Consider the following 24,017-nt stretch of genomic DNA (forward strand, 5'->3'; position numbering starts at 1 on the left):
TTTTATAAATATCATCAGGTAAAATAATAATTAAACACAGACAAAATATGAATTAATAAAAGTATAGAATTAATTTATAAAAAACAGTTATACACAAAAAAAGACTTTCTCATATGACAATGTTAAATGAGAAAGTCTTTTATTCTTTATTCACTTTTATTATATAGTTTTATAAACTGATACGTCTGATTTTATATATTACATTTTAATTCTCTCACAATCAGAGCCGTTATGTGAGTATTGGTTTTTCAACACATCGTGCAGCGTATGTTGCAAGCTTAGTGCCTTTTGAGGCGTCAAAACTGTTTATTCCCTTGATAAGCCCTATCGTTCCTATGGACAATAAGTCTTCGCTGTCGCTGGCGCACGCGGTTGACGACGAATATTTTTTTGCCACATGAGCAACCAGTCTCAGGTTATGTTCAATAAGTTTATTTTTTGCCTCCTCGTCTCCTTCCGCCATAAGCCTCAGGCATTCCGCCTCCTCCTCTTTGGAAAGCGGTTTGGGAAAAGAATTATGGTTTGAAATATATGAAATAAGCAGTATTAATGACTGTAGTACAGAATTTATAAAAGCAAGCATAATATACCTCCATAAAAAAAGATGAGTCAAGGACGTTAAAGTCTATAACTCATCATTTGGTTTATATTGTTAAACTATAAAATTATACAAATCAGGCCGCCGCTGCCCTCGTTGATAATACGCTCCAAAGTTTCTCTGAGCTTTTGCTGGGCGTCGTCAGGCATTTTCGACAGTTTATTGTGCAGACCCTCGTTAACAAGTTCATGCAGCGACTTTCCAAATATATTTGACTGCCAAATCTGTTTTGGGTCGCTCTCAAACTCGCTCATCAGATATTCTACAAGTTCTTCAGACTGTCTCTCTGTTCCGACCAGCGGGCTTACCTCTGTCTTTATATCAGCTTTTATCATATGAACAGATGTTGCGCTCGCCTTGAGTCTTACTCCAAACCGGCTTCCCTGCTTGATTATTTCAGGCTCGTCGAGAGTCAGCTCATCTATTGATGGGTATACGATTCCATAGCCCTTTCGGTCTACTTCGCCCAAAGCATACGCAACTTTCTGGTATTCCTTTTTCATCTTTGACAGGGCTTCTATCTCTTTAAGTAAAGCCTGCTTATCATTGATGTTTAATCCTGACCTTTCGTTAAGCGTCTTATAGAACAGACTGTCAGGAACCGAAACCTCAATCCTTGCCTCTCCATATCCAGGGTTGATTTCAACAATCTGAGCTGAATCCACAAACTCGCATTCTTCCTTTAATATTTTAGGAATCATATCTACGTCTGATATCTTTTCAGCGTTCTCAATGGCGCTGTAAATATCTTCAGAAATATTTGTGTTATCCATAGAACTAACCCAAGCCGGAACTGACACAGAGAGTTCCATAAGAGGAAATTCATACAGCATTTTTTCCATAATATTGTTGATATCTTCTTCATTTAATTCTGAACAATTCGCCGGTATTACTGTCGCATTGTATTTTCCCTGCATTTGTTTTGCCAATTCTTTTGTTTCCTTTGCGTCCGGGTGAGCGGAATTAAGAAGGATAACAAAAGGCTTGTTTAAAGCAAGAAGCTCGTTTATAACACGCTCCTCGGCTCCAACATAATCTTCTCTGGGTATCTCGGTTATGCTTCCGTCTGTAGTTACAACAACCCCTACAGTCGAGTGCTCCGATATAACCTTCCGCGTTCCTATTTCAGCTGCCTGCTCAAACTGCATAGGATTAGCAGACCACGGCGTCATTACCATTCTCGGCATCTCGTTTTCAATATGACCCAAAGCGCTGGGAACTATATATCCCACGCAGTCAATCATTCTGACTTTCAGATTGGCGTGGTCTCCCACGGTTATCTGTGCCGCCTCATTTGGTATGAATTTTGGTTCGGTGGTCATTATCATTTTTCCCGCTGCCGATTGGGGCAGTTCGTCCATTGCACGTTCCCTTTTGTAATCGTTTCCGATATTGGGCAGAACCAGCAGATCCATAAAACGTTTTATAAAGGTTGATTTTCCCGTTCTTACCGGGCCAACCACCCCTATATAAATATCCCCCTGTGTCCTGAGTGCAATGTCATTGTACAAGTTATCTCGCATTATTGTTTCCTCCTTAAAACTTTGGTAGACCGGCATGAATCATTTGTTAGATGATATGCAGAAACAGACAAGAATATGATTGATAAAATTCAGGTTCGTAACCAAATTTTGATTTTTGAATATATTATACTGAGGCAAGTTAGAGATGAGGTGTTAAAAATGTTCAGAAAAAGGCCCTGCTGCAAAAAGAAAAACAGCATATCAATACTGGGTCCGGTTCTTGTCGCTCTGGGAGTGGGCGTATTCTTAGCACAAATAATCCCGACCTACCTCCTTATAGCTTTATTCGGTATCGCACTCATTTGCGCGGGAGTTAAATTCATATGCAAATAAACAAAAGAAGTGAATTCGTTTTATAGGTTATCAAACCTAAATATATTATAAAGGAGCAATACATATGCAAATCGTTGTTATAAAACCCCCAAAGGTTATCAGAGGAATCCTAAAACTCATGTTTGGAGTAAAGACCATCCGCGAAGAGGAGTAAATATTAAACCATAATCATAATTCTTCTATAACTTTCTAAACAAAACAAACATATTAAGCTCCACCCCCTTTCGTCTTTCAAGCGTCCGGCGAAAGGGGTCCTTTCTTTTTATAATATAAAAAGCCCTCAAAAACCAAAACAGTTTTTGAAGGCTGAGTATTTATTTTATATATCTAGTTTCCGGCAAACGCCAGTATTTTTTTCATCCTGTGATTAACGCCCGATTTGGTTAGCGGAGGGTTTAAAAGTCCGCCAAGCTCGGTTAAGCTCAAATCCGGATTTTCCAAACGCAGAATCGCAATCTCGCGCAGGTCGTCCGGCAGGCTGTCAAGACCTGTCATTTTCTGTATTTTCTGAATCGCGCAAATCTGTTCCACAGACGCGTTTATAGTCCTTGATAAATTTGACGTCTCTCCGTTGGCGCTTCTGTTAACATCGTTTCTTATCTCTTTTTCTATCTTAATATTAATAAGCTCCATCTGAGACTTATACGCTCCCAAAAATGAGAGTATATCAGCTATTATCTCGCTGTTTTTAACATATGCGACATACTTGTTTTTTCTCTCTATCCTATGAAACTTAAAATCCATTTCCATAAACAGGTTTATAAGTTCGTCACAGAGCAAAAACTTTGAGGTCACAATTTCAAAATTATAATTTTTCATCGGGTCGCTGACCGTACCCGCTCCCAAAAATGCACCTCTTAAAAATTCCCGTTTACAGCACGGCCTTTTCACTATACTGCGGCTGACATGGTAGTTAACGTCTCCTGTAAGGCTGTTCAGCAAATCCAAATCATATAACAATTGGGCTATTTTTACATTATCTGATATTGAAGCTGTGTATTTAAAATTTTTATCGCTTACCTGTTTCACATCAGCTTCTATCCCAAGCAGGCGTGAAAGCTCTACAAAACTGCCCATAACATCCTGATTGTCGGTTACAAATTTTATCTCGTTTTTGCTGATAATATTCGCTCCGAATAGAATAAGTCCTGAAAATCTTGCCATTATACAGCACTGGTCAACAACCTCTGTTCTGTATATTTCCTCTTTAACACGTCTTGAAAAAGATTTAACACAACCAAACTTATCCACAACTATCACCTCCGCCGTGTTTTAGGGTTATATAACAAAACGCCTTCAGAACTGACTTTAAGCCCCTGCTCGTTCCTGTTTATATTAATAATATCAAGCAGCGTATCCGCCAAAACGTTTATATCATGGCGGACAAAACCATTGCCGTCCACAGTGGACAAATCCCTTTCTACCACGGTTATATCTGTAGAACTGAAACGTTCCTTATCATAAGCCACAGGACACGAACCGTCATCAGCATACTTTTCGAGAAGCGCTCCGCTTATTTTTCCTGTGTTCACAATACAATAATCAATAAAGCTGTCATATGTATGATCCAATATAGCCAGCACATGGTCAAAAGCCGTATATTCATCAGTCTCGCCGGGCTGGGTCATTATATTATTTATATATACAACAGGAGCTTTAGACTCCATTATTGCGTCCTTTAAATCACCGATTACCAAATTCGGGAGCACACTCGTATATAAACTGCCGGGACCCAGTGTTATAAGGTCTGCTTTCCGCACCTCGTCTAAAATTTCTTTCAGCGGCTCAACAGGCATCAAATAATCAGATTTAGAACGCAAGCGCACTTTTTTTATGTGGCTGTTATGGTCACTCACCGAACTGCCTATTCTGGACTCCCCCACCACAGTTTGTCCGTTTTCAAGCGTTGCCACCAACTCTACGTCAGAAGCCGTAACCGGGAACACTTTTCCGGTTATGTTCAGCACCTTGCAGACGTTTCGGACAGCCTCAACAAAATCTCCGCTGAAGATTCCTGTCATAGCCGCAACCAAAAGGTTGCCAAAACTTTGCCCTTCAAGCAGACCGCTGTCAAACCTGTACATAAGCAGTTTTTCCATTATAGGCTCAACCTCTGAGAGGGCGAGAATACAGTTTCTTATATCTCCCGGCGGAGGCATTTTAAGATCCTCCCTCAAAACGCCGCTTCCGCCGCCGTCATCAGCCACAGTGACTACTGCCGTTATATCGGAAGTATATTTTTTTATACCTCTCAGCATTGCCGATAATCCTGTACCGCCGCCGACAGAAACTATTTTGGGATTAAACCCGGTGCTGTTTGTTTTTTTGAAATTTTCATATTTTGAAACCGCCATAATACGATACATATAGCCGCGGCTATATCCCCTTCTTAATATCTCTGTGTGTAACAGTTACGTTATTACCGCTCTTTTTTAGGAATTTATAAAGCTCTTCCGCAAGGGTAACGCTTCTATGGTGTCCCCCTGTGCAGCCGACCGATATTACCAGCTGGCTCTTTCCCTCTTTGATATATTCAGGTATCAGAAACGACACCATATCCGTCAGCATTTTCAAAAATTTCTTGCTTTCATCAAACTCCATAACATAATCGTGAACGCAGGTTTGAAGACCCGTTTTTTCTTTCAGCTCGGGAATATAAAACGGATTTGGAAGAAACCTTACGTCAAACACCAAATCAGAATCCATAGGCAGACCATATTTGAAACCAAATGACATAACATTAATAATCAGTCCCAAATCCTCTTTTGAACTGAACATAGATTTTATCTGAGCTTTCAGCTGGGCTGCCGACAAGTCGGACGTATCAATTATATGCGCCGCTTTCGACTTAGCGTCGCTCAGCAGAACGCGCTCCTTATTGATACCGTCAATTATCCTGCCTCCGCCGGCGCTGGGATGCAGACGCCTGGTTTCCTTATACCTTTTTATCAAAGTCTCGTTTGAAGCCTCTAAAAACAGTATTTCACACTCAAACCCAAGCTCCTCGAGCTCGCCTATAGCTTCTGACAGCTCGCCGAACATATCGCCGCCTCTGATATCGGTGACAATAGCTATATTATCCATTTTTTCTGTCGCCTTATGGCATATCTCAGCGAACTTTGGTATAAGCTCCGGCGGCATATTGTCAACACAATAAAAACCAATATCTTCAAGCGCCTTAATCACCTGAGTTTTTCCGGCTCCGCTGAGCCCTGTAACAATTAAAATTTTCACTTTTCTGCTCCTTAGACTTTAGAATTCACCCAAAAACTTAACCTCTGTATTTAGGTCAACCCCAAACTTTTCTTTAACTGTTTTCTGAACATGTTTTATTACATTCCGCACGTCTTCAGCCGTAGCATTTCCATTGTTAACAACAAATCCGGCATGTTTCTCCGAAACTGAAGCGCCGCCGTGCGAATATCCTTTTAGCCCCGATTCTTCTATCAGCGCCGCGGCATAGTATCCCTCAGGACGTTTAAACGTGCTTCCTGCGCTGGCTTTGTCTACCGGCTGTTTCTCAACCCTTCTGCGTGTAAGTTCCTGCATTCTTGCCTTTATTTCATCAATTTCATCCGTTTGAAGCCTGAGCGTTCCGCGCAGTATAATCTTATCACTGTCTGTAAACATACTCTTTCTGTAGCCAAAACCGCAGTCTTCGCCGCTCACGGTGCAAATTTTACAGTTTTCATCAAGATAAACTACTTCTGTTATAATGTCCTTCATTTCACCGCCGTAAGCTCCGGCATTCATGTATATAGCTCCGCCGAAAGAGCCAGGTATACCCGACGCAAACTCAAGCCCTGCAAGACCATTGCCTGCCGCCGAATTTGCAAGCCTGGAAAGCAGAACTCCCGACTGTGCGGTTACCATATTTTTAGAAACTTCAATGCTGCTCAGATTTCTTCCTATTTCAATAACCGCTCCCCTGACGCCCCTGTCTCCCACAAGAAGATTTGAACCGTTGCCGATTACATGAAACTCAACCTTAAACTGCCTGAAAAGCTTGATAAGCGAAGCAAGCTGGCTCTCATTCTGAGGAGTAATATATAAATCCGCCGCTCCGCCGACCCTGAAAGTCGTGTGAGAGCTCATCGGCTCATCTGTCTTAACATTTGATTCCCCGACGATACCTTTTGCCAGGGTTATAATCATGTTATTCATCGTTCCCTCCAATATTATGTCTTACAATACAATATCTTTTCCAACCGACCTTAAATAGCCGATAAATCTGTCAGCACTTGTGTTCATAACCAATTCTTCAGGAAAGTTTATCTCCTCCAGCATCTTTATCCCGTTTTCAACATTCCCAACATCAAACGGACTGTGCGCGTCTGAGCTTAAAACAATCCTGCATCCGACTTCCATACACTTTTCAGCAATCTTTCTGCAATTCTCAGCGCTGCCTTTACGCACCGCATACGAATGGTTATTAATCTCAATACACTTATTATTTTCTTTGGCCGCCCTCACAACAGCGTCAATATCATACGGAAAACGCGGATCGCCGCTGTGTCCCATGATATTAACATACGGATTCTTCACCACGTTCAGCCATGTCTCGGTATGGTCCGGCAAGTCTTTAGACTCATAACACGGCGGATGAATTGAAGCGACAACAACATCCATAGATTTTAAATACTGAACAGGCATATCAATCTCACCGTCAGAATTCAGGATATTTGCCTCGCAGCCGCAAAGCAGTCTCACACCCTCAATATATTCGGGCAATTCCTTCATTGTGTTAAAATGCCAAATATGAGGGGAATCCGGAATCGCCGGAGCATGGTTGGTCATACAAACCATCTCCAGCCCCTTTGCCTTTGCGCACTTCATATTTTCCCATATAGTTCCAAAAGCATGATTGCTGCAGTTTGTGTGAGTATGTGTATCAACTAAAACTTTCAAATATAATTACCTCCATAGCAATTTATCAATCAAAATGACTGATTTGATCAGTTATTCTTCTGTTAAGCTCTTCAGCCGCATTATAACCCATACGTTTCTGTCTGTTATTCATAGCCGCAACCTCGAAAATAACGGCTAAGTTTCTGCCGGGCTTTACCGGAATAGTCAGCGATGGAATATCCAAGCCCAGAATATTGGTGTATTCATCCACAAGACCCAGCCTGTCATACTGCTTGCCCTTTTCCCAAGCCTCAAGATGTATTATCATATCAATTTTTTCAGACTCCTTGACAGCGCCCATACCAAAGATATTTTTAACATCCACAATTCCTATACCTCTTATCTCAATAAAGTGTCTGATTATATCAGGAGACACGCCAATCAGCGACTTTGAGGAAACCTTTTTTATCTCAACGGCGTCGTCAGCCACAAGCCTGTGACCCCTCTTAATAAGCTCCACTGCCGTCTCACTCTTACCAACTCCACTCTCACCCAATATAAGCACTCCCTGACCGTATACTTCGACCAGCACGCCGTGCCGAGTGATTCTAGGGGCAAGTTCCACGTTAAGATATGCGTTTAGCGAACTTGTAAAAGACGATGTAGGCTGAGAAGTTCTCAGCATCGGCGTTTCAAACTCCTCAGCAAGTTTCAGCATCTCGGCAGAAGCATTACTGTTTCTAGTCAAAATGACGGCTGATATTTGTTTTTCAAAAAGTCTTTTAAGACTATTGTAACGAACCTCAGAAGACAATCCGGCGAGATACGTATTCTCGACCATACCAAAAACCTGAATACGGCTCGGGTCAAAATAATCGAAAAATCCTGTTATCTGCAAGCCGGGTCTGTTAAGGTCGGCTGTATCAATCAAAACTTCTTTATTCGGATAATAAAGTCTATCCAATTTCATTTCACGTATTACTTTTTCCAAATTAACAGTAAATACTTCTTTTTCCATAAGGCAATACCTCTGATTTTCAAATTAAATATCTTAAACAAAGTAATTATACTATTATTAAAACCATTTTGCAATAGATTTTTCACTTTAAAGCGAGAGGATATAAACATTTTCGGCTATTTTGTTAATAAGGCAAATAATTTATTATAAATATACTTGCGCGCCACGCGCTGCTGTGGTTCCAAATTAATGATTAAATTATAATATTTATCATTAATTTACATCGAGTTTCCAGCGAATCACGTCTGGGTTGCGACCACATCTGCCGATGCTTGCCATAGCAAAATTTTATATAATTTTTTATTTTAAAATATTTTCTTATATGCTGAGTTTTTAGTGAACTTCGGAAGGACGCGCTTGCGCGTCTCGTTAGGTGAGCCGCCATATCACGCGCAGCGTGAACATATATGCAACAGTTTGTTATAATACCTTTATATTTATCTTTTCCGCGACTGCGCGCCTTACGCGGCAGATTACATCTGCCCTACCGATGCTTGCTATTCCACTTTTTATATATAACTTTTTATTTTAAAATATTTTCTTATATGCTAAGTTTTGTTAGTGAACTTCGGGAGGACGCGCTTGCGCGTCTCGTTAGGCGAGCCATCATCTCACGCGCAGCGTGAACATACTTGCAACAGTTTGTTATAATCCTTTTAATATTTGACATTTCCGTCTTATCTTATTGTAGTATTTCTTTGCCTTTTTAATGAATATCGGAAGGCTTAAATATTGCCTTCCGATATTTATTTACCTTACACGCTTTCTTATATAAATATAAGAATATCAAAATTTTATTATTCTATATTATAACTAAAATGGTTCCGCACAACGAGCGGGCGGAACCATGACTGCTAATTCTGTTTATTTATCTGCTGTCCTTTTATCAAAGGATATGAGACTAACACCTTACTTTCCAAATCCTCGTTATACATATTTACAGCTGAGATTTGGCTGTTTTCATACGTTGTATAATAATATATCCCTTTATCCATATTGCAGCAGGAGCTGTATATTGTGATTTCATATTTTCCCTCCTGCATACATACACATCCCCTCTGCTGTGCAACAGACCCGAGAATGTGAAAAAACTGACTGATACTTTCAGATTCCGACCAGCCTGATATTGAGTTTAATTTTGTAAACGCCGCTTTCACAAAACGGGAAACTGACGATAAATCCCCAGGAAGACCAATCCCTCCCATACCGCTGCAATACTCCTTTAACTTCACCTTATTTGAAAACTCATTTGTTGGCTCTTTTTTGGAAACTTTCATATAGTTATTTAAATTAAACATCTGAAAATCAAATGTGGGATTGTTTGTTAAAACTCCCACGGAATTGTCGTAAACTTTTAACCCCTCTTTTACACACTCCACTGTAATTGAGCAGTCCTTATCAGCGATGAGCCAATGCAGCGGCGTGGAAATCAGCTTCTTATTAAAATTTACATTCCATATATTTACATTTTTCAGAAGTTTCTTTGTTTCTTCAACTGTTTCACACTGCCCTAATATCCATGGAATAAGCTCATATGGAGCGACGTTGTCCTTCCCCTCCGCAAAATCTTTATATTCGGCGTTATCCGGGAAATTCAGCCCCGCTATGCTCAGGCCTTTTTCATTGGTTGCATCATAATAAAGCGGATAATCATAAACCACATATGCCATGCCGATTATAGCATAGTGAGATTCCATATTTTTAACGCTTTGGAATGAAAATGGATAGTTCCGCGGAGTTATTGTTACTGTTTCAGTATAAGAAAAATAATAATCAAGGTTTCTGCCAAAATAGCTGTCAACTGTTTTATAAGTTATTGCCGTGCACATCTTATGCCGCCTTTCGAGATTTATTTTCTCTTCAGATTTTTATTCAAATTATATATCTATTATGTCTTAAACAGCGTATTGATAATCGTTTTAAGCAGTATCGTGCTTAAATATATTAATCTGATTAATCTGCGGCTCCGCTCTGTTCAAACACTTTAAAACTCCGCTTCAAACGTCATTGCTTTATAATCATAAGCCGGCGCCGGTACGGCATTTTTGAGTGTATTTTTTAAAATATATAAAATAATTTTGTGTATTTTAACCTTGAAATTTCTCCTATCAAGCAGTATAATAACAAATACTGCAGAAAAAACATATATATACCAATTTAAAGGAGAAGTAATATGGTCACCCTTGATAAAATATACCACGCGTCACACGTCTTAAAAGAAATCATCAGACCGACCGAGCTTATAAAAGCTCCGAAAATCTGTCCTGACTGCAATCTTTACATAAAGACAGAAAATCTTCAGGTCACTGGTTCCTTTAAGGTCAGAGGCGCTTATTATAAAATCTCTCAGCTCTCAGATGAGGAAAAGAAGAAAGGCGTAATCGCCTGCTCAGCCGGAAACCACGCTCAGGGCGTTGCTCTTGCCGCAGCCAAAAACGGCATTAAGGCAAAAATATGTATTCCTGACGGCGCCCCAATATCCAAAGTTGAGGCAACCAAAAGCTATGGCGCCGAAGTCTGCCTTGTAAAAGGTGTGTATGACGACGCTTACGAAAAAGCTGTATCTTTAGTTGAAGAAACAGGAGCCACTTTTATACATCCGTTTGATGATGAAATGGTTATTGCCGGCCAAGGTTCAATAGGGCTTGAGATTATTGAACAGCTGCCAAAAGTTGACGCCGTAATTGTTCCGATAGGCGGAGGCGGTCTCATCAGCGGCGTTGGGTTTGCTCTAAAATCGCTGGACCCGGATATTAAAATTTACGGCGTTCAGGCCGAGGGCGCCGCTTCAATGGTAAAATCCATAAAAGATGATGAAATAGAAACGCTGGAAGACGTTCATACCATCGCAGACGGAATCGCGGTCAAGACGCCCGGAGTCAACACTTTTGAAATCTGCAGAAAATATGTAGACGACATTGTAACCGTAAGTGACGACGAAATATCTACAGCTATTCTCGAACTTATTGAGCGTGAAAAAATGATAGCAGAAGGCGCCGGCGCCACTTCTGTTGCCGCCGCTATGTTCAACAAGCTTCCTATTAAAGGAAAGAATGTTGTTTGTCTTGTTTCAGGCGGCAACATAGACGTTACTATACTTTCAAGAGTTATAAACAGAGGTCTCCAAAAAGCCGGACGTTTGGCTGAGCTGGTAGTAGAACTCACTGACAAACCGGGTCAGCTATTGGGAGTTTCAGAAATTATTTCATCCTACGGTGCGAACGTTGTTTCTTTGGAGCATAACCGTTCGGATGAAAGACTTGATATAAACGACTGCGTGCTCAGAATATCCATAGAGACAAGGAACCAGGAACATTTGGATGAAATAAAAGACGCCCTTGTAAACGGCGGATTTAAAATTAAATAAATCATTATTCAAAGATATATATTACAGGAGGTATAATGATGAACAAAATATACACAAATAATGCACCGGAAGCTATAGGACCTTACTCACAGGCAGTTGAATGCGGAGGGCTCATATATACGTCCGGACAGATTGCTATAAATCCCGAAAGCGGACAGATTGAAAGCAATGACATAAAAGGTCAGACAACGCAGGTTATGAAGAATCTGACTGCAGTGCTTGAAGCGGCCGGAAGCTCAGTAGACAAGGCGATAAAAACAGTTTGCTTTTTAGCGGACATGAATGATTTTGCCTCATTCAATGAGATTTACGGAGAATATTTCACATCCAAGCCTGCACGCTCCTGCGTAGCTGTTAAGCAGCTTCCCAAAAATGCGCTTGTAGAAGTGGAAGTTATAGCCGAAAAATAATAAAACAAATTATAGTTAAAGTCTATGCTGAATAATTTAAATAATGTGAACTGTTCAGATTCAACATGCAATAAAATATCATAATACATTTATAGCATATTTAATTTTAAGCATATTAAAGACATCCAGTGGCAATATTGCCACTGGATGTCTTTATCTTGAATAATTAATTAATAAAACTATATCTACAGAAACCGCACATAACGTCTGCCTTACTCCTATATAGAAAATTAAAAGCCAAATACTTTTACTGCATTTCAAATGCGCCTTTGGGACAAAACTTCATACATTTTCCGCACAGTATGCACAAGTCATAATTTATCTGCGGTAATGAATGACTGTCTTTTTGGGTAATCGCATTCTTAGGGCAGACTTTTATTGACGGGCATTTGTGGTTTTGCGGACACTTATCTTTATTTATAATTACTTTCATAGCTATGTATCTCCTTTTTATTATTTTTACCGCAAACATTAACCTGCCGCGGATTTACAGCATTAATATACTATTATTCAGAGGGCTTGTCAATTATTGATACACAATTACATTTATTTACCACTCCTTTTTGACTTCTTCCTCTTTAATTAAATATGTTCAAAAAATTTAAAGGTTCTATAAAAAACTCTGACACTCACAACAGAACCATTATAATTTTTATTTTTAGTCTTATAAATACTGCACATTCAGGATTTTGTTTTAATGTATAACGTTTTTTATAATTATTAAAAACTACCTCCTCTCTTTCCTTATATAATTAACTTTAAATCAATCTAAATTATAAATTGATTTATAAAATTAGTACTGAAGATATGCTGTATAAAATGTCTATATTTATTTTTTATTCAATATTTACTATTTTTTACATCAGTAATAAAATTATATATATTTTTTCATTAATTCAACATATTTATTGTACAAGTTAAATAAATATTTTTCGACAAACTATTGCTATTTTTCATATAATATATTATAATATAAAAATATATTAGATTAACAGGAGGGAGAGAATATGAAAATAAAAAGAACATTTTGCACATATATTTTATTCTTTTCCTTATTTTTTGCGGTCACATTTGCATGTACGGCTGTCTGTTCTGCTGAAAACAACAGAACAATAAAGGTAGGATATCCTATACAAAGTTTAATGACCGATTTTGATGAAAATGGAAATTATACTGGATATACCTACGAATATCTTGAAGAAATAGCCCAATATACCGGATGGAGTTATGAATTTGTTGAAGTTCCGGGCACAGCCGGCGAACAGGTCTCCGCTCTTATGGAAATGCTGAAAAATGGAGAAATAGACCTGATGGGAACAACGCTTTATGACGAAAGCATAAACCGGGAATTTGCCTATACCGGTCATAGTTATGGTTCTGTTGAGACGGTTCTGCAAACTTTAATCGGTCAAAGTAATGATACCGCCGTTGACTCAATTGTTATACAAAATATGCGTATAGCCGTTACGTCAGATACAGATGAACAACATATACGCGAACTTAATGAATACTGTGATATGAATCTGATTACACCTGAGTTTGTTGTCTGCGCAAATTATGAAGACCAAATAGACGCACTGAAAACAGGCCGTGCCGACGCTATGCTCAGCACCAGTTTGAGTGCTTCTGATGAACTTAAAACAATAGCAAGTTTTGCTCCTAAGCAATTTTATTTTATATTATCAAAAAATAACGCTTATAGCAGTCTTATGGCTGAACTAAATGAGGCAATGCTTGATATTGAAGCCGCCGACCCATACTTTACGGGAAAGCTTTATAATAAATATTTTGTTTCAGACGATAAAAAAATAAAACTTTCAGATGAGGAACTGGAATATATCAAGGTAGCCGGTCCAATACGGGTAGGAGTTGATACAAGCCGTCCGCCGTTTGAATACAAAAATAAAAATACTGGAGAACTGAAAGGTATCTCTATAGAGTTATTGAATTATATATCAGAAAAAACAAATCTTCATTTTATATTTAAAGAAGCAAAAAATCAGGACGAATTATATAAAATGGTCAAAGACGGCACTGTCGACATAATAGCAGAAATGAATTATGACTATGATACCGCCAGAGAAAACGGGCTCGCAATGTCGCGTCCTTATACCTCAAGTCAGTATCTTCTGATTATGGGAGATAATCAAAGTCAGGAAAATATTGTAGGAAAACGGCTTGCGCTTCCTAAATATTCTTTATACAAGGGAGAGACCATTGGAAAAGTTACGTGGTATGATTCTGTTTATGACTGCCTGATTGCGGTAAAAAACGGCAGAGAAGACTACACTTATATAAACTCTCTGACCGCCGAATATTATCTCAGCCAGCCCGGATATGAAAACTTGAATATGATACCTCAAACATATACGCCTGCAGTTTCTTGTTTTGGATTTCATAAACCCGTAAACAAAACCCTACTGAGCATAATGAATAAATTAATACTGACAATATCCGAAAACGAGCTTCAGGCCATAATAAATATTAACACAATACAGCAAAGAGATTATAACTTTGAATATTATATTTCAAAATATCCTATACAGATAATTTCCGGTATAGCCGGTATATTCTTAATTATAATGCTTCTGTTGATAATAATACTGGTTCAGCGCAACAGACGAAATAAAGAAATGCAGATAGACCTTCAAAAGCACCTCAGCTTATATTCAGTTTCTAACGACTATTTTTTTGAATATGATTTTAAGAAAAACACAATGGTATTCAACAATCCTGATTTAAGCAAACAAGATGATTCAAAACTGATAGAATACATTTTTAATGACGCAGACCATGAGATGTCAGAGAAAAAAATGGAAGGCCGAGACGCTTTTCTAAATATAATACAAAGCGGCAAAGACGGAGTTATTGAAGCGCAAATATATTGCTTTGACGAGAACCTGCACTGGCTGCGCATAACAATGGAAACCATACGCGACGATAATGGAATGCCTCTCTATGCTGTAGGCAGAATCAATATAATCGACGAAGAGAAAAATGCAGAAGAAAGTTTGCTTGACCAAGCACAGCGCGACAGCCTGACTCATATCTATAACAACGAAACAAGCCGAAGATTGATTTCCAAAAGTCTGACCGAACTAACCGAAGCCGATATGAGCGCCCTGCTGATTTTAGATCTTGACAATTTCAAAAATATCAATGACACATACGGTCATCTATGGGGAGATAAAATGCTTCGCGCAGTTGCCGATTTACTGAAAAACAGTTTTCGTTCCAACGATATAGTCGCACGTCCCGGCGGAGATGAATTTTTGGTTTACATGAGCAAGATAAGGGATACAAAATCACTTGCTGAAAAATGCGCTTCCCTGTGCAGTTCAGTTCACAATATAAAACTTGATGACAACAATCACTTAACCATAAGCATGGGTGTAGCGGTCGCAAGAGCCGGAATGTATTATGACGTTTTATATCAGACTGCCGACCAGGCACTTTACAGGTCCAAAAATTCAGGACGGGATAAATTTGAAATAGTGGAATAGCGCACATATTAGACGCCATATAAATAAGATAATTGTATAAAAGAATTATATTTTAACTTGATTATAAATGAGCCCGGTATAATACCGGGCTCATTCCTTTTATTTTAATAATATTATATTTTTTTATTTTATAATATTTTTCATGTCTGCCACATCTATTTACCGCCCCAATATCATATCTACAATTAGACAAAAATGATAAAGTCAAGTAAAATAAATAAATTCTATAGTAAACAGTATTTTTAGTGAACTGCGGCAGGGCAAACTTTGTTTGCCGCGTTAAGTGAGCCATCATCTCACGCAAAGCGTGAACATACTTAGAACAGATTGTATTAATCCTTTTTGATTACATGTTTTCCCATGACTGCGCGCCTCACGCGGCGTACTTCGTACGCATTGCGTATTCATATTATTGACATTGTAGGTAAATCAAAACAAGTTATTTTGTATCACACCCACCATACTGGTGGGGTCACAGACATTGTAGGTTATCAAAACATGTTACTTTGAATAACATCCATCTTTTCAGGTGGAGTCATACCTACCGATGTTTGCTACACCACATTTTATATAACTTTTTATTTAAAATATTTTCATATGCTGAGCTTTTAGTGAACATCGGTAGGTGTGACCACACTTTTAAAAAAAGTGTGTGTAATACATACTAACTTGTTTTGCCATTACATGCAATGTCATTAGTATGTATACTCAATGCAGACAACGTCTGCCTCGTTAGGTGAGCAACCATCTCACGCAAAGCGTGAACATACTTGGAACAGATTGTATTAATCCTTTTTGATTACAAATTTCTCCGTGGCTGCGCGCCTAACGCAGCAGAGTGTAACCACAGCCCTACCATAGTTCGCCATGTGAGAATCTTAACAGGATCTGTTCATCATATTGTATCCTCTACAATAAATAGCTATATAATTTAATGCTTTATTAAAAAATATAAATAATACTTGACAAGCTTAACTGTAACTGTTATAATCACAGTATAATCTGTAACCGAATTAATTACAGATTAAATTTTAGGAGGTGCTTTATATGAAATATGACGCTGTAATTATCGGATTCGGCAAAGGCGGTAAAACACTTGCCGGGAAACTCGCCAAAACAGGAAAGAGTGTTGCTCTTATTGAGAAAGATCCAAACATGTACGGCGGAACATGTATAAACGTTGGATGTATTCCATCCAAATCCCTAATACACAGTGCCGCTTCTGCCAATCCATATGGAGACGCAGCTGAAAAAGAAAAAAAATATCGTGAAGCTATAGAAGAAAAACGAAGATTGACCAAAATGCTTAGAACAAAAAATTATGATAAATTGGCTTCCTCTCCTAACATAACAATTTATAACGGCACAGCCCGATTTGCAGAAAGATCTAAGATTGAAGTTAAAACCGGCGGCAAATCTATTATCATTGAAGGGGATAAAATATTTATCAATACCGGTTCAACGCCACGCATTCCTCCTATAAGCGGCCTATCAACAACATCCGGAATATACACAAGTGCGGAACTTATGGATTTAGATAATTTCCCGGAAAAGCTTACAATAATCGGCGGCGGATATATCGGTTTGGAATTTGCCTCAATGTTCAGCGGTTTCGGCAGTGATGTTACCGTGATTCAAGACGGTGAAACGTTTTTGCCCCGTGAAGATGAGGATATAGCCGGAGAAATAAAAGCTATTCTTGAAAAGAGCGGAGTAAAATTCAGACTTGGAGCCAAAATTAAATATGTTGATGAAGGACCAAAAGTAGTTTTTGAATGGAATAAACAAGATTACAGTCTCGAATCCGACGCAGTTCTTGCAGCAACCGGACGTATTCCCAACACTTCCGAACTCAACTGTCAGGCGGCGGGCATAGAGTTAACCTCCAAACAAGCTGTCAAGGTCGACCAAAATCTTCGTACTACAGCAGAAAACGTTTGGGCTATGGGAGACGTGACCGGCGGACTTCAGCACACATATATATCCCTTGATGATTCAAGAATAGTATGGTCTCAATTGTCAGGCTCAGGAAATTATACAGCTGACAGCAGAAGGAATGTTCCATACAGCGTATTTTTATCAACTCCGTATTCAAGAGTTGGTATGAACGAGAAAGAAGCGCAAAAATCCGGCATAGATTATATCACCGCAGCACTTCCGGTTTCAACTATTCCAAAAGCTCAGGTTCTCAAATCCACTGACGGTATACTAAAAGCGCTGATAGACAAAAATACAAATAAGATATTGGGAGCTATGCTGTTATGCGCTGAATCCTATGAGGTTATAAACATTATCAAACTGGCTATGGATATGGACGCGGATTACACCGTTCTGCGGGACCGTATATTTACGCACCCAACTATGGCAGAAGCTTTAAACGACCTTTTCACTTTATGACAAAATAAAGGATTGACTAATCCGCAGTATCTATAAACCGTATATCAACGTCTCTTAAAGAGATGTAAAATACTATAATTTTATTATAAGAGGAGGTAAAACATGAAACGTAAAATAATAATTTGTTTCATTCTGACAGCTATAACTCTTCTATCCTCATGCGCCGCAAAAAGCGTAGGCATTATTCCTTCCTCTGAAACTCCTGATTCTGCCGCCGGAGTGTACCACAAAATCTCATCCGAAGAAGCGAAAATCATGATGGAGAGCGGCGGCGTTACTGTTGTTGATGTAAGAAGACCGGAAGAATACGCAGAAAAACATATCCCCGGAGCAATACTTGTGTCAAATGAAACTATTGCAGAGAAATCAGACGAAATGCTCCCTGACAAAGAGGCGGTTCTGCTTATATACTGCCGCACAGGAGTGAGAAGCAAACAGGCCTCTGATAAACTGATAAAACTAGGTTATAAAAATGTTTATGACTTTGGCGGTATAGCAGACTGGCAATACGAAACGGAAAGCGGTGTGACAGAATGAACAGTGAATTTATTGTAGCAGTACACGCAATGGTATTTCTTCATCATAAAGCGGACACTTTGTCCAGCGAAACACTTGCCGAAAACGTCTGCACAAACCCTGTGAGAATACGTCGAGTGCTTGCGAAACTGAAAAAGGCCGGACTGGTTGAAACTCGCGAAGGCAGAACAGCCGGTGGATATTCATATCAAAAGACTAGGCAAGTAACCTTGGGGCAGATAGCAAAGGCTTTAAATGTAAAGTTTGCCGACACTACCTGGCACAGCGGCAACAAGGAAATGAACTGTCAGGTAGCGTCCGGTATGGCAGGATATATCGACAATCTCTATTCAAGTCTGAATCATCTCTGCGACGAATATTTAGATACGATAACCATTGCGGACGTGGAAAGAGAATTATTTAAAAAGGAATAATTTGAAGGCATGATATTTATATTTTTCACTTTGCCTATATGTGATATAAAATAAATGCAGACTCAAAAAACTATTTAGAAAATTACCGGCAGACTGTTTTATTTATACCATGATGATAGTCTAAGGTATATAAGAAAATATTTTTAAAAAATAAATTATAAAAATACGGTTTAGTAAGCATCGGTAGGGCTGTGACCACACTTTTCTTAAAAAGTGTGTGTTATACATACATACCCATTTCTTTACAACCTACAAGGTCATTAATATGTATACTCAATGAAGATGAAATCTGCCGCGTTAGGCGCGCAGTCGCGGAAAAGACAAATATAAAAAGAATTATAACAAACTGTTCCAAATATGTTCACGCTACGCGTGAGATGGCTGTTCACCTAACGAGGCAGACGTTGTCTGCATTGAGTATACATACTAATGACATTGCAGGTAATGGCAAAACAAGTTAGTATGTATTACACACACTTTTTTTAAAAGTGTGGTCACACCTGCCGCAGTTCACTAAAATACAGTGTATTTTGAATATTAACTCTTAAAACTATAAATAAAATGCGGTTTAGCAAACATCGGAGGGCAAACGCAGTTTGCCGCGTTAGGCGCGCAGTCTTGGGACCGTTTTATATAAAACGGATTATAACAAACTGTTGCATATATGTTCACGCTACGCGTGAGATGTCTGCTCACCTAACGAGACGCGCAAGCGCGTCCTTCCGATGTTCACTAAAAAACTCCGCATATAAGAAAATATTTAAAAGTTATATAAAATGCGGTTTAGCAAGCACCGGAGGGCAAACGCAGTTTGCCGCGTTAGGCGCGCAGTCTTGGGACCGTTTTATATAAAACGGATTATGTCAAATTGTCGCATATATGTTCACGCTTCGCGTGAGATGTCTGCTCACCTAACGAGACGCGCAAGCGCGTCCTTCCGCAGTTCACTAAAAAACTCCGCATATAAGAAAATATTTAAAAGTTATATAAAATGCGGTGTAGTAAGCATCACCGTGATGCAACTGTGACCACATCCTTGCGATGTTTACTAAAAACCTCATATATAAGAAAATATTTTAAATAAAATTTAATTTTTACACTGTTTCCAGACATATTATTTTAATTCAAATCAATTAAACTGTTTGCAATAAACGTTAAGTTTGCTATTATTTTAAATGTATAAAAAGTTTATATAAATTACTTACGGAAAAAATTTTTGAAGTTTATTATCATTGTTAAATAATAATTAAAATATATTAAAAAGGAGATTATTAAAATGAAACTTAAAGATAAAACAGCTATTATAACAGGGGCGTCAAGAGGTATAGGTTTTGCCGTTGCAGAGGCTTTCGTGAGAGAGGGAGCCAAAGTTGCGGTGTGCGGAAGCCGGGTATCTTCTGCACAAAAAGCAGTTGATAAACTAAAAGAATCATTCCCGGAAGCGGAACTGATTCCTGTAGGCGTTGATATTTCCAGCAGTGATTCTATAGCTGAAATGGTTAAAACCGTTTTAGCACAGTGGGACAAAATAGATATATTGGTGAATAACGCAGGGGTGACCTCAGCAAAACATATATTTGAAATGTCAGATGAAGATTTTGATTCGGTTATAAGGATAAACCTATCAGGTCCGTTCAAGTGCATAAGAGAAGTTGCCGCTGTTATGAAAGAGCACGGCGGCGGCAGTATCATAAACACCAGTTCTATGGTCGGCAGTTACGGCGGCAAGATGCAGACAGCTTACTCATCCTCAAAATTTGGCATAAACGGTCTAACCAAATCATGCGCCAAAGAACTCGGTCAGTATAATATCCGGGTTAACGCAGTAGCGCCTGGCGTGGTATTAACCGATATGGTAGCCCATTCGGTAAACGACCAAATGATGGAAGGTATGCGCCGGATTACACCTCTCGGACGGGCGGCAGAACCGAACGAGCTTGCCGGCGCCTATGTATATCTTGCCTCTGATGATTCGACATTTACAACCGGAACTATCATACATGTTGACGGAGGACTGGTTATGTAATTTAGTATTTGCTGTTTGGATAATTAATTATATACTTCTATTGCTCAGACATTTCAGTTAATAATTTCAGTTAATAATTTCAGTCAAACAGCTCTGTCAAACTGCTCAGTCAGGAACCTTATGCAAACATCTTTGTCGGTCACCTCGGTCAGGATTCTCAGTCAGGAACCCTAGACAGTCACCTCGGTCAGGCGCCTCGCTCAAGCTTTTTGGTCAGACACCTCTGTCGGACGTCTCATTCGGATATTACTGTCAGCCAGACTGCAAGTTTTTATCGATTTTAATTTTTATATAAAACAAAAGCCGGACATATTGTCCGGCTTATTTTTATTTTATCTTATTGTCAGGCAGTATCGGTTTTCCTCCTCCTTTGACAGTTGGTTTTCCCCTGTCAAGGTAAAAACTGAACTCTGCATACTCGCCTTCAACGCTCTTTACCTTTATATCCTTGCCGTGGGCGCCGAGCATACTCTTTACAATATAAAGACCTATGCCGGTGCCCTCTTTGTTTATACTTCTGGACTTATCCACCTTGTATAATCTTTCAAATATAATTTTTTGCTGTTCTTCCGGTATTCCCACACCGGTATTATGAACTGATATAAACACTTCGCTGCCTTTAGGACATGTGGTTATTGTTATTGTTCCACGGTCATAAGTGAACTTTATTGCGTTATCTATAAGATTTGTTATAACCATTTTTATCTTATCAGCGTCGGCTCGGACATAACAAACATCATTATCAAAAACCAAATCAATATTTAAGTTTTTCTTATCTATTTTAGGACCGAGACCGATTATAATAAGGCGGATAACCTCATTTATATCAAAATCTGATTTTACGATATTCACCTTATCCGACTGCATTCTTGTTATATCCAAGAAAGTATTAACCAGTCTGGACAGCCTCGTCACCTCATCTTTGACGATGCTCAAATACTCCTTCTGCTTCTCAGGCGGTATAGTATCGTCTAAAATACCGTCAATAAATCCGCCTATGGTTGTCATAGGGGTTCTGAGTTCATGAGAAACATCGGAAATAAAACTCATTCTTATATCCTCAGACTTTTCAAGTTCGTCAGCCATGTTATTGAACGCGTCAGCAAGTTCTGTTATCTCCGTCACGTTCTCGTCCACCCTGTCTATAGCAACTCTTGATGTTAAATCACCGCCGGCAAAGTCGCTGGCGCTCTTACTGACTCTTTTTATCGGGTTAGCCAAAATCCTGGAAAGCATATAAGAAAGAATAAACGAAACCACTATAACCACAAGAGCCGAAAATAAAAGGATTTTAAACAGCTCAAAAAGCATGCTCCTCCTTTGCGGTATCGGCGTGCTTACCAGCACAGCGCCATAAACCGCTTTGTTTTCTCCTCTTATAACAGGAACTTCCAGGGTGAACATCGTTTCATTGAAAGCACCATTCATGGTTCCTACAACGGTTACACGCTTGCCGGACAAGACTTCACGCAGATGATCTAGCTCTAATGATTCTCTTGACTCGTTCGCCCAGTAACCGCTTTCGGTAGTGTTAACTATCACCCTGCCGTCAACGTCCGTGATTATAATATGACTGCTGCTGCTCCTGGAAAACCCATTTAAAACCGAGTTCAGATTCTCCTGCGATATGCCGTTGTTTATTAAACTCACTATCGATTCAGCATTTTTGGCGAGTGTGCTCTCGTTTTGTTTTGAAATATAGTTGCTCATCAGAACCATTTGAAGCGACGCCAAAATGATTATTCCGATAAGAACCGTAGATAAATTTGTGAACAATACCCTTGAAAATATAGTTTTGCCAAACAATTAGCTCACCTCAAATTTATATCCTACTCCCCAAACCGTTTTCAGCGCCCAGGTTCTGTTTTCGCCCTCAAGTTTCTCCCTAATACGCTTTATATGAACATCAACTGTTCTGGAATCCCCAAAGAACTCATAGCCCCATATCTCGTCGAGGAGCTGGTCCCTTGTGAATACCTTATTGGTATTTTTAGCGAGAAAATATAAAAGTTCAAACTCCTTAGGCGGCATCTCAACCTTTTTGTCGTCGATATAAACTTCATAAGTAGACTGGTTTATTTTTAAACCATCAAAACTAAGCTCGTCCTCGTCCGCCTTTTCATCAACTGAGTCTGCGCTTCTTCTGAGCACCGCTCTTATTCTGGCTATAAGCTCCTTCGGCTCAAACGGCTTGACCACATAATCATCCGCGCCAAGTTCGAGACCCAAGACCTTGTCAAAAGTCTCGCCTTTGGCAGTAAGCATAATTATCGGAACCTTACTCTGCGCTCTGATCTCACGGCATACCTGCCAGCCGTCCTTTATTGGCAGCATAATATCGAGAAGAATTAAATCCGGTTTCTCCTTATTAAATTTCGCCACGGCTTCCTGTCCGTCATTGGCTATAATGGCGTCAAAGCCTTCCTTTTCGATATATAGACGCACAAGCTCACATATGTTTTCCTCATCGTCTACTATTAAAATTTTGGGTTTATTTTCCATAACAAACACCTCCGCATTTAATTCTAACATTATTACAAGCATCTATAAGATTTAAAATATAAATACTTTTACTCTATTTCAATATTATAGCACAAGTTTTCATAAATGTCTAAATAATTTATGAACAATCTAAAAATATTTTATAAAAGTTTGGCGTTTCGGGAAAACTAGATTAAACAACTATGTAAGGAGGAAAATATAAATATGAGCCACGCAAAATCAGCAGCCGTAACTGCAAACGGAATGGTAAAAGCAAACAGCTCGGTTAAAGTCAAGCCCGACAAAAAAATTTTAAAACATGAGCAGGCGGCGTATTCAAGACTTAGGGCTGAAGCTCTCGACGCTTTGGACGATTTCAGGCGCTGTCAGAACAACTTTGATTTTATTTGTGAAGACAAACTAATAGACGTATGTATATATGATATCCAAAAAACAATGAGCCGATACGAATATTTGGTTAGTGAACTAAAAAGAATAAACGGCGGCAGCCGCTAGAATTATTTATTGATTTATAATTAGAATTATTTGTTAATTTACAATAC

General features: G+C 39.0%; 19 protein-coding genes and 1 pseudogene. 8 read left to right on the forward strand and 12 right to left on the reverse strand.

Translation table 11 applies throughout. From position 1 onward, the window contains the following. Positions 1 to 235: 235 nt before the first annotated feature. From B9O19_RS03340 to bsh, 9 genes and pseudogenes are all read right to left on the reverse strand, one after another. A pseudogene (locus B9O19_RS03340) lies at positions 236 to 583 on the reverse strand (sigma factor); the annotation flags it as partial. Positions 584 to 657: 74 nt separating this feature from the next. Beyond that, on the reverse strand, positions 658 to 2,121 hold the full coding sequence (gene spoIVA / locus B9O19_RS03345; RefSeq protein WP_172620951.1) for a stage IV sporulation protein A: 1,464 nt from the start codon (positions 2,119 to 2,121) through the stop codon (positions 658 to 660). A gap of 660 nt (positions 2,122 to 2,781) precedes the next feature. Next, positions 2,782 to 3,705 carry a DNA-binding protein WhiA gene (gene whiA / locus B9O19_RS03355; RefSeq protein WP_158648904.1) on the reverse strand — a complete coding sequence of 308 codons (924 nt, stop codon included), beginning with the start codon at positions 3,703 to 3,705 and terminating at the stop codon, positions 2,782 to 2,784. Between the two features lie 5 nt (positions 3,706 to 3,710). Then, complete coding sequence (locus B9O19_RS03360) at positions 3,711 to 4,808, reverse strand: gluconeogenesis factor YvcK family protein (RefSeq protein ID WP_102365095.1); 1,098 nt, start codon at positions 4,806 to 4,808, stop codon at positions 3,711 to 3,713. A 22-nt stretch (positions 4,809 to 4,830) separates the two neighbouring features. Then, positions 4,831 to 5,688 (reverse strand): RNase adapter RapZ, encoded by an 858-nt coding sequence (gene rapZ / locus B9O19_RS03365; protein WP_102365096.1) that lies wholly within the window; start codon positions 5,686 to 5,688, stop codon positions 4,831 to 4,833. A gap of 18 nt (positions 5,689 to 5,706) precedes the next feature. Beyond that, on the reverse strand, positions 5,707 to 6,618 hold the full coding sequence (gene murB, locus B9O19_RS03370; RefSeq protein ID WP_102365097.1) for a UDP-N-acetylmuramate dehydrogenase: 912 nt from the start codon (positions 6,616 to 6,618) through the stop codon (positions 5,707 to 5,709). A 21-nt stretch (positions 6,619 to 6,639) separates the two neighbouring features. Then, positions 6,640 to 7,362 carry a phosphatase gene (locus B9O19_RS03375; protein ID WP_102365098.1) on the reverse strand — a complete coding sequence of 241 codons (723 nt, stop codon included), beginning with the start codon at positions 7,360 to 7,362 and terminating at the stop codon, positions 6,640 to 6,642. A 25-nt stretch (positions 7,363 to 7,387) separates the two neighbouring features. Further along, positions 7,388 to 8,320, reverse strand: a complete 933-nt coding sequence (hprK, locus tag B9O19_RS03380) for an HPr(Ser) kinase/phosphatase (RefSeq protein ID WP_102365099.1) — start codon at positions 8,318 to 8,320, stop codon at positions 7,388 to 7,390. An 854-nt stretch (positions 8,321 to 9,174) separates the two neighbouring features. Continuing rightward, positions 9,175 to 10,149: a choloylglycine hydrolase gene (gene bsh / locus B9O19_RS03385; protein ID WP_102365100.1), complete on the reverse strand. Its 975-nt coding sequence runs from the start codon at positions 10,147 to 10,149 to the stop codon at positions 9,175 to 9,177. Positions 10,150 to 10,493: 344 nt separating this feature from the next. On the opposite strand from bsh, the gene ilvA reads away from it, so the two are divergent. Both ilvA and B9O19_RS03395 read left to right on the forward strand, forming a co-directional pair. Then, on the forward strand, positions 10,494 to 11,687 hold the full coding sequence (gene ilvA, locus B9O19_RS03390) for a threonine ammonia-lyase (protein WP_102365101.1): 1,194 nt from the start codon (positions 10,494 to 10,496) through the stop codon (positions 11,685 to 11,687). A 38-nt stretch (positions 11,688 to 11,725) separates the two neighbouring features. Beyond that, entirely contained in the window at positions 11,726 to 12,097 is a 372-nt protein-coding gene (locus B9O19_RS03395; RefSeq protein WP_172620952.1) for a RidA family protein, read from the forward strand. Positions 12,098 to 12,344: 247 nt separating this feature from the next. Here the strand turns inward: B9O19_RS03395 and B9O19_RS03400 are convergent, their stop codons facing one another. Further along, on the reverse strand, positions 12,345 to 12,530 hold the full coding sequence (locus tag B9O19_RS03400) for a 4Fe-4S dicluster domain-containing protein (RefSeq protein WP_102365103.1): 186 nt from the start codon (positions 12,528 to 12,530) through the stop codon (positions 12,345 to 12,347). Positions 12,531 to 13,104: 574 nt separating this feature from the next. Between B9O19_RS03400 and B9O19_RS03405 the strand changes: the two genes are divergently transcribed. From B9O19_RS03405 to B9O19_RS03430, 5 genes are all read left to right on the forward strand, one after another. Next, positions 13,105 to 15,600 (forward strand): transporter substrate-binding domain-containing diguanylate cyclase, encoded by a 2,496-nt coding sequence (locus B9O19_RS03405; protein WP_102365104.1) that lies wholly within the window; start codon positions 13,105 to 13,107, stop codon positions 15,598 to 15,600. A 1,047-nt stretch (positions 15,601 to 16,647) separates the two neighbouring features. Next, a complete protein-coding gene (locus tag B9O19_RS03410) occupies positions 16,648 to 17,997 on the forward strand; it encodes an FAD-dependent oxidoreductase (protein ID WP_102365105.1) in 1,350 nt (449 codons plus the stop codon). Between the two features lie 102 nt (positions 17,998 to 18,099). Beyond that, the gene (locus B9O19_RS03415; protein WP_102365106.1) at positions 18,100 to 18,534 is read left to right on the forward strand and encodes a rhodanese-like domain-containing protein; all 435 of its coding nucleotides are present in this window, start codon (positions 18,100 to 18,102) and stop codon (positions 18,532 to 18,534) included. After that, on the forward strand, positions 18,531 to 18,947 hold the full coding sequence (locus B9O19_RS03420; RefSeq protein WP_102365107.1) for an RrF2 family transcriptional regulator: 417 nt from the start codon (positions 18,531 to 18,533) through the stop codon (positions 18,945 to 18,947). The genes B9O19_RS03415 and B9O19_RS03420 overlap by 4 nt, the downstream gene beginning before the upstream one ends. A gap of 1,276 nt (positions 18,948 to 20,223) precedes the next feature. After that, positions 20,224 to 20,973 (forward strand): SDR family NAD(P)-dependent oxidoreductase, encoded by a 750-nt coding sequence (locus B9O19_RS03430; RefSeq protein ID WP_102365109.1) that lies wholly within the window; start codon positions 20,224 to 20,226, stop codon positions 20,971 to 20,973. Positions 20,974 to 21,300: 327 nt separating this feature from the next. Here the strand turns inward: B9O19_RS03430 and B9O19_RS03435 are convergent, their stop codons facing one another. Then, positions 21,301 to 22,779: a HAMP domain-containing sensor histidine kinase gene (locus tag B9O19_RS03435; RefSeq protein ID WP_102365110.1), complete on the reverse strand. Its 1,479-nt coding sequence runs from the start codon at positions 22,777 to 22,779 to the stop codon at positions 21,301 to 21,303. Next, positions 22,780 to 23,475, reverse strand: coding sequence for a response regulator transcription factor (locus tag B9O19_RS03440; RefSeq protein WP_102365111.1), 696 nt, complete (start codon positions 23,473 to 23,475; stop codon positions 22,780 to 22,782). It abuts the gene before it with no gap. Between the two features lie 204 nt (positions 23,476 to 23,679). On the opposite strand from B9O19_RS03440, the gene B9O19_RS03445 reads away from it, so the two are divergent. Then, positions 23,680 to 23,970 carry a DUF2508 family protein gene (locus B9O19_RS03445; protein WP_102365112.1) on the forward strand — a complete coding sequence of 97 codons (291 nt, stop codon included), beginning with the start codon at positions 23,680 to 23,682 and terminating at the stop codon, positions 23,968 to 23,970. Positions 23,971 to 24,017 lie beyond the last annotated feature (47 nt).

This window comes from Monoglobus pectinilyticus, assembly GCF_002874775.1.
Taxonomy (GTDB): Bacteria; Bacillota; Clostridia; order Monoglobales; family Monoglobaceae; genus Monoglobus; species Monoglobus pectinilyticus.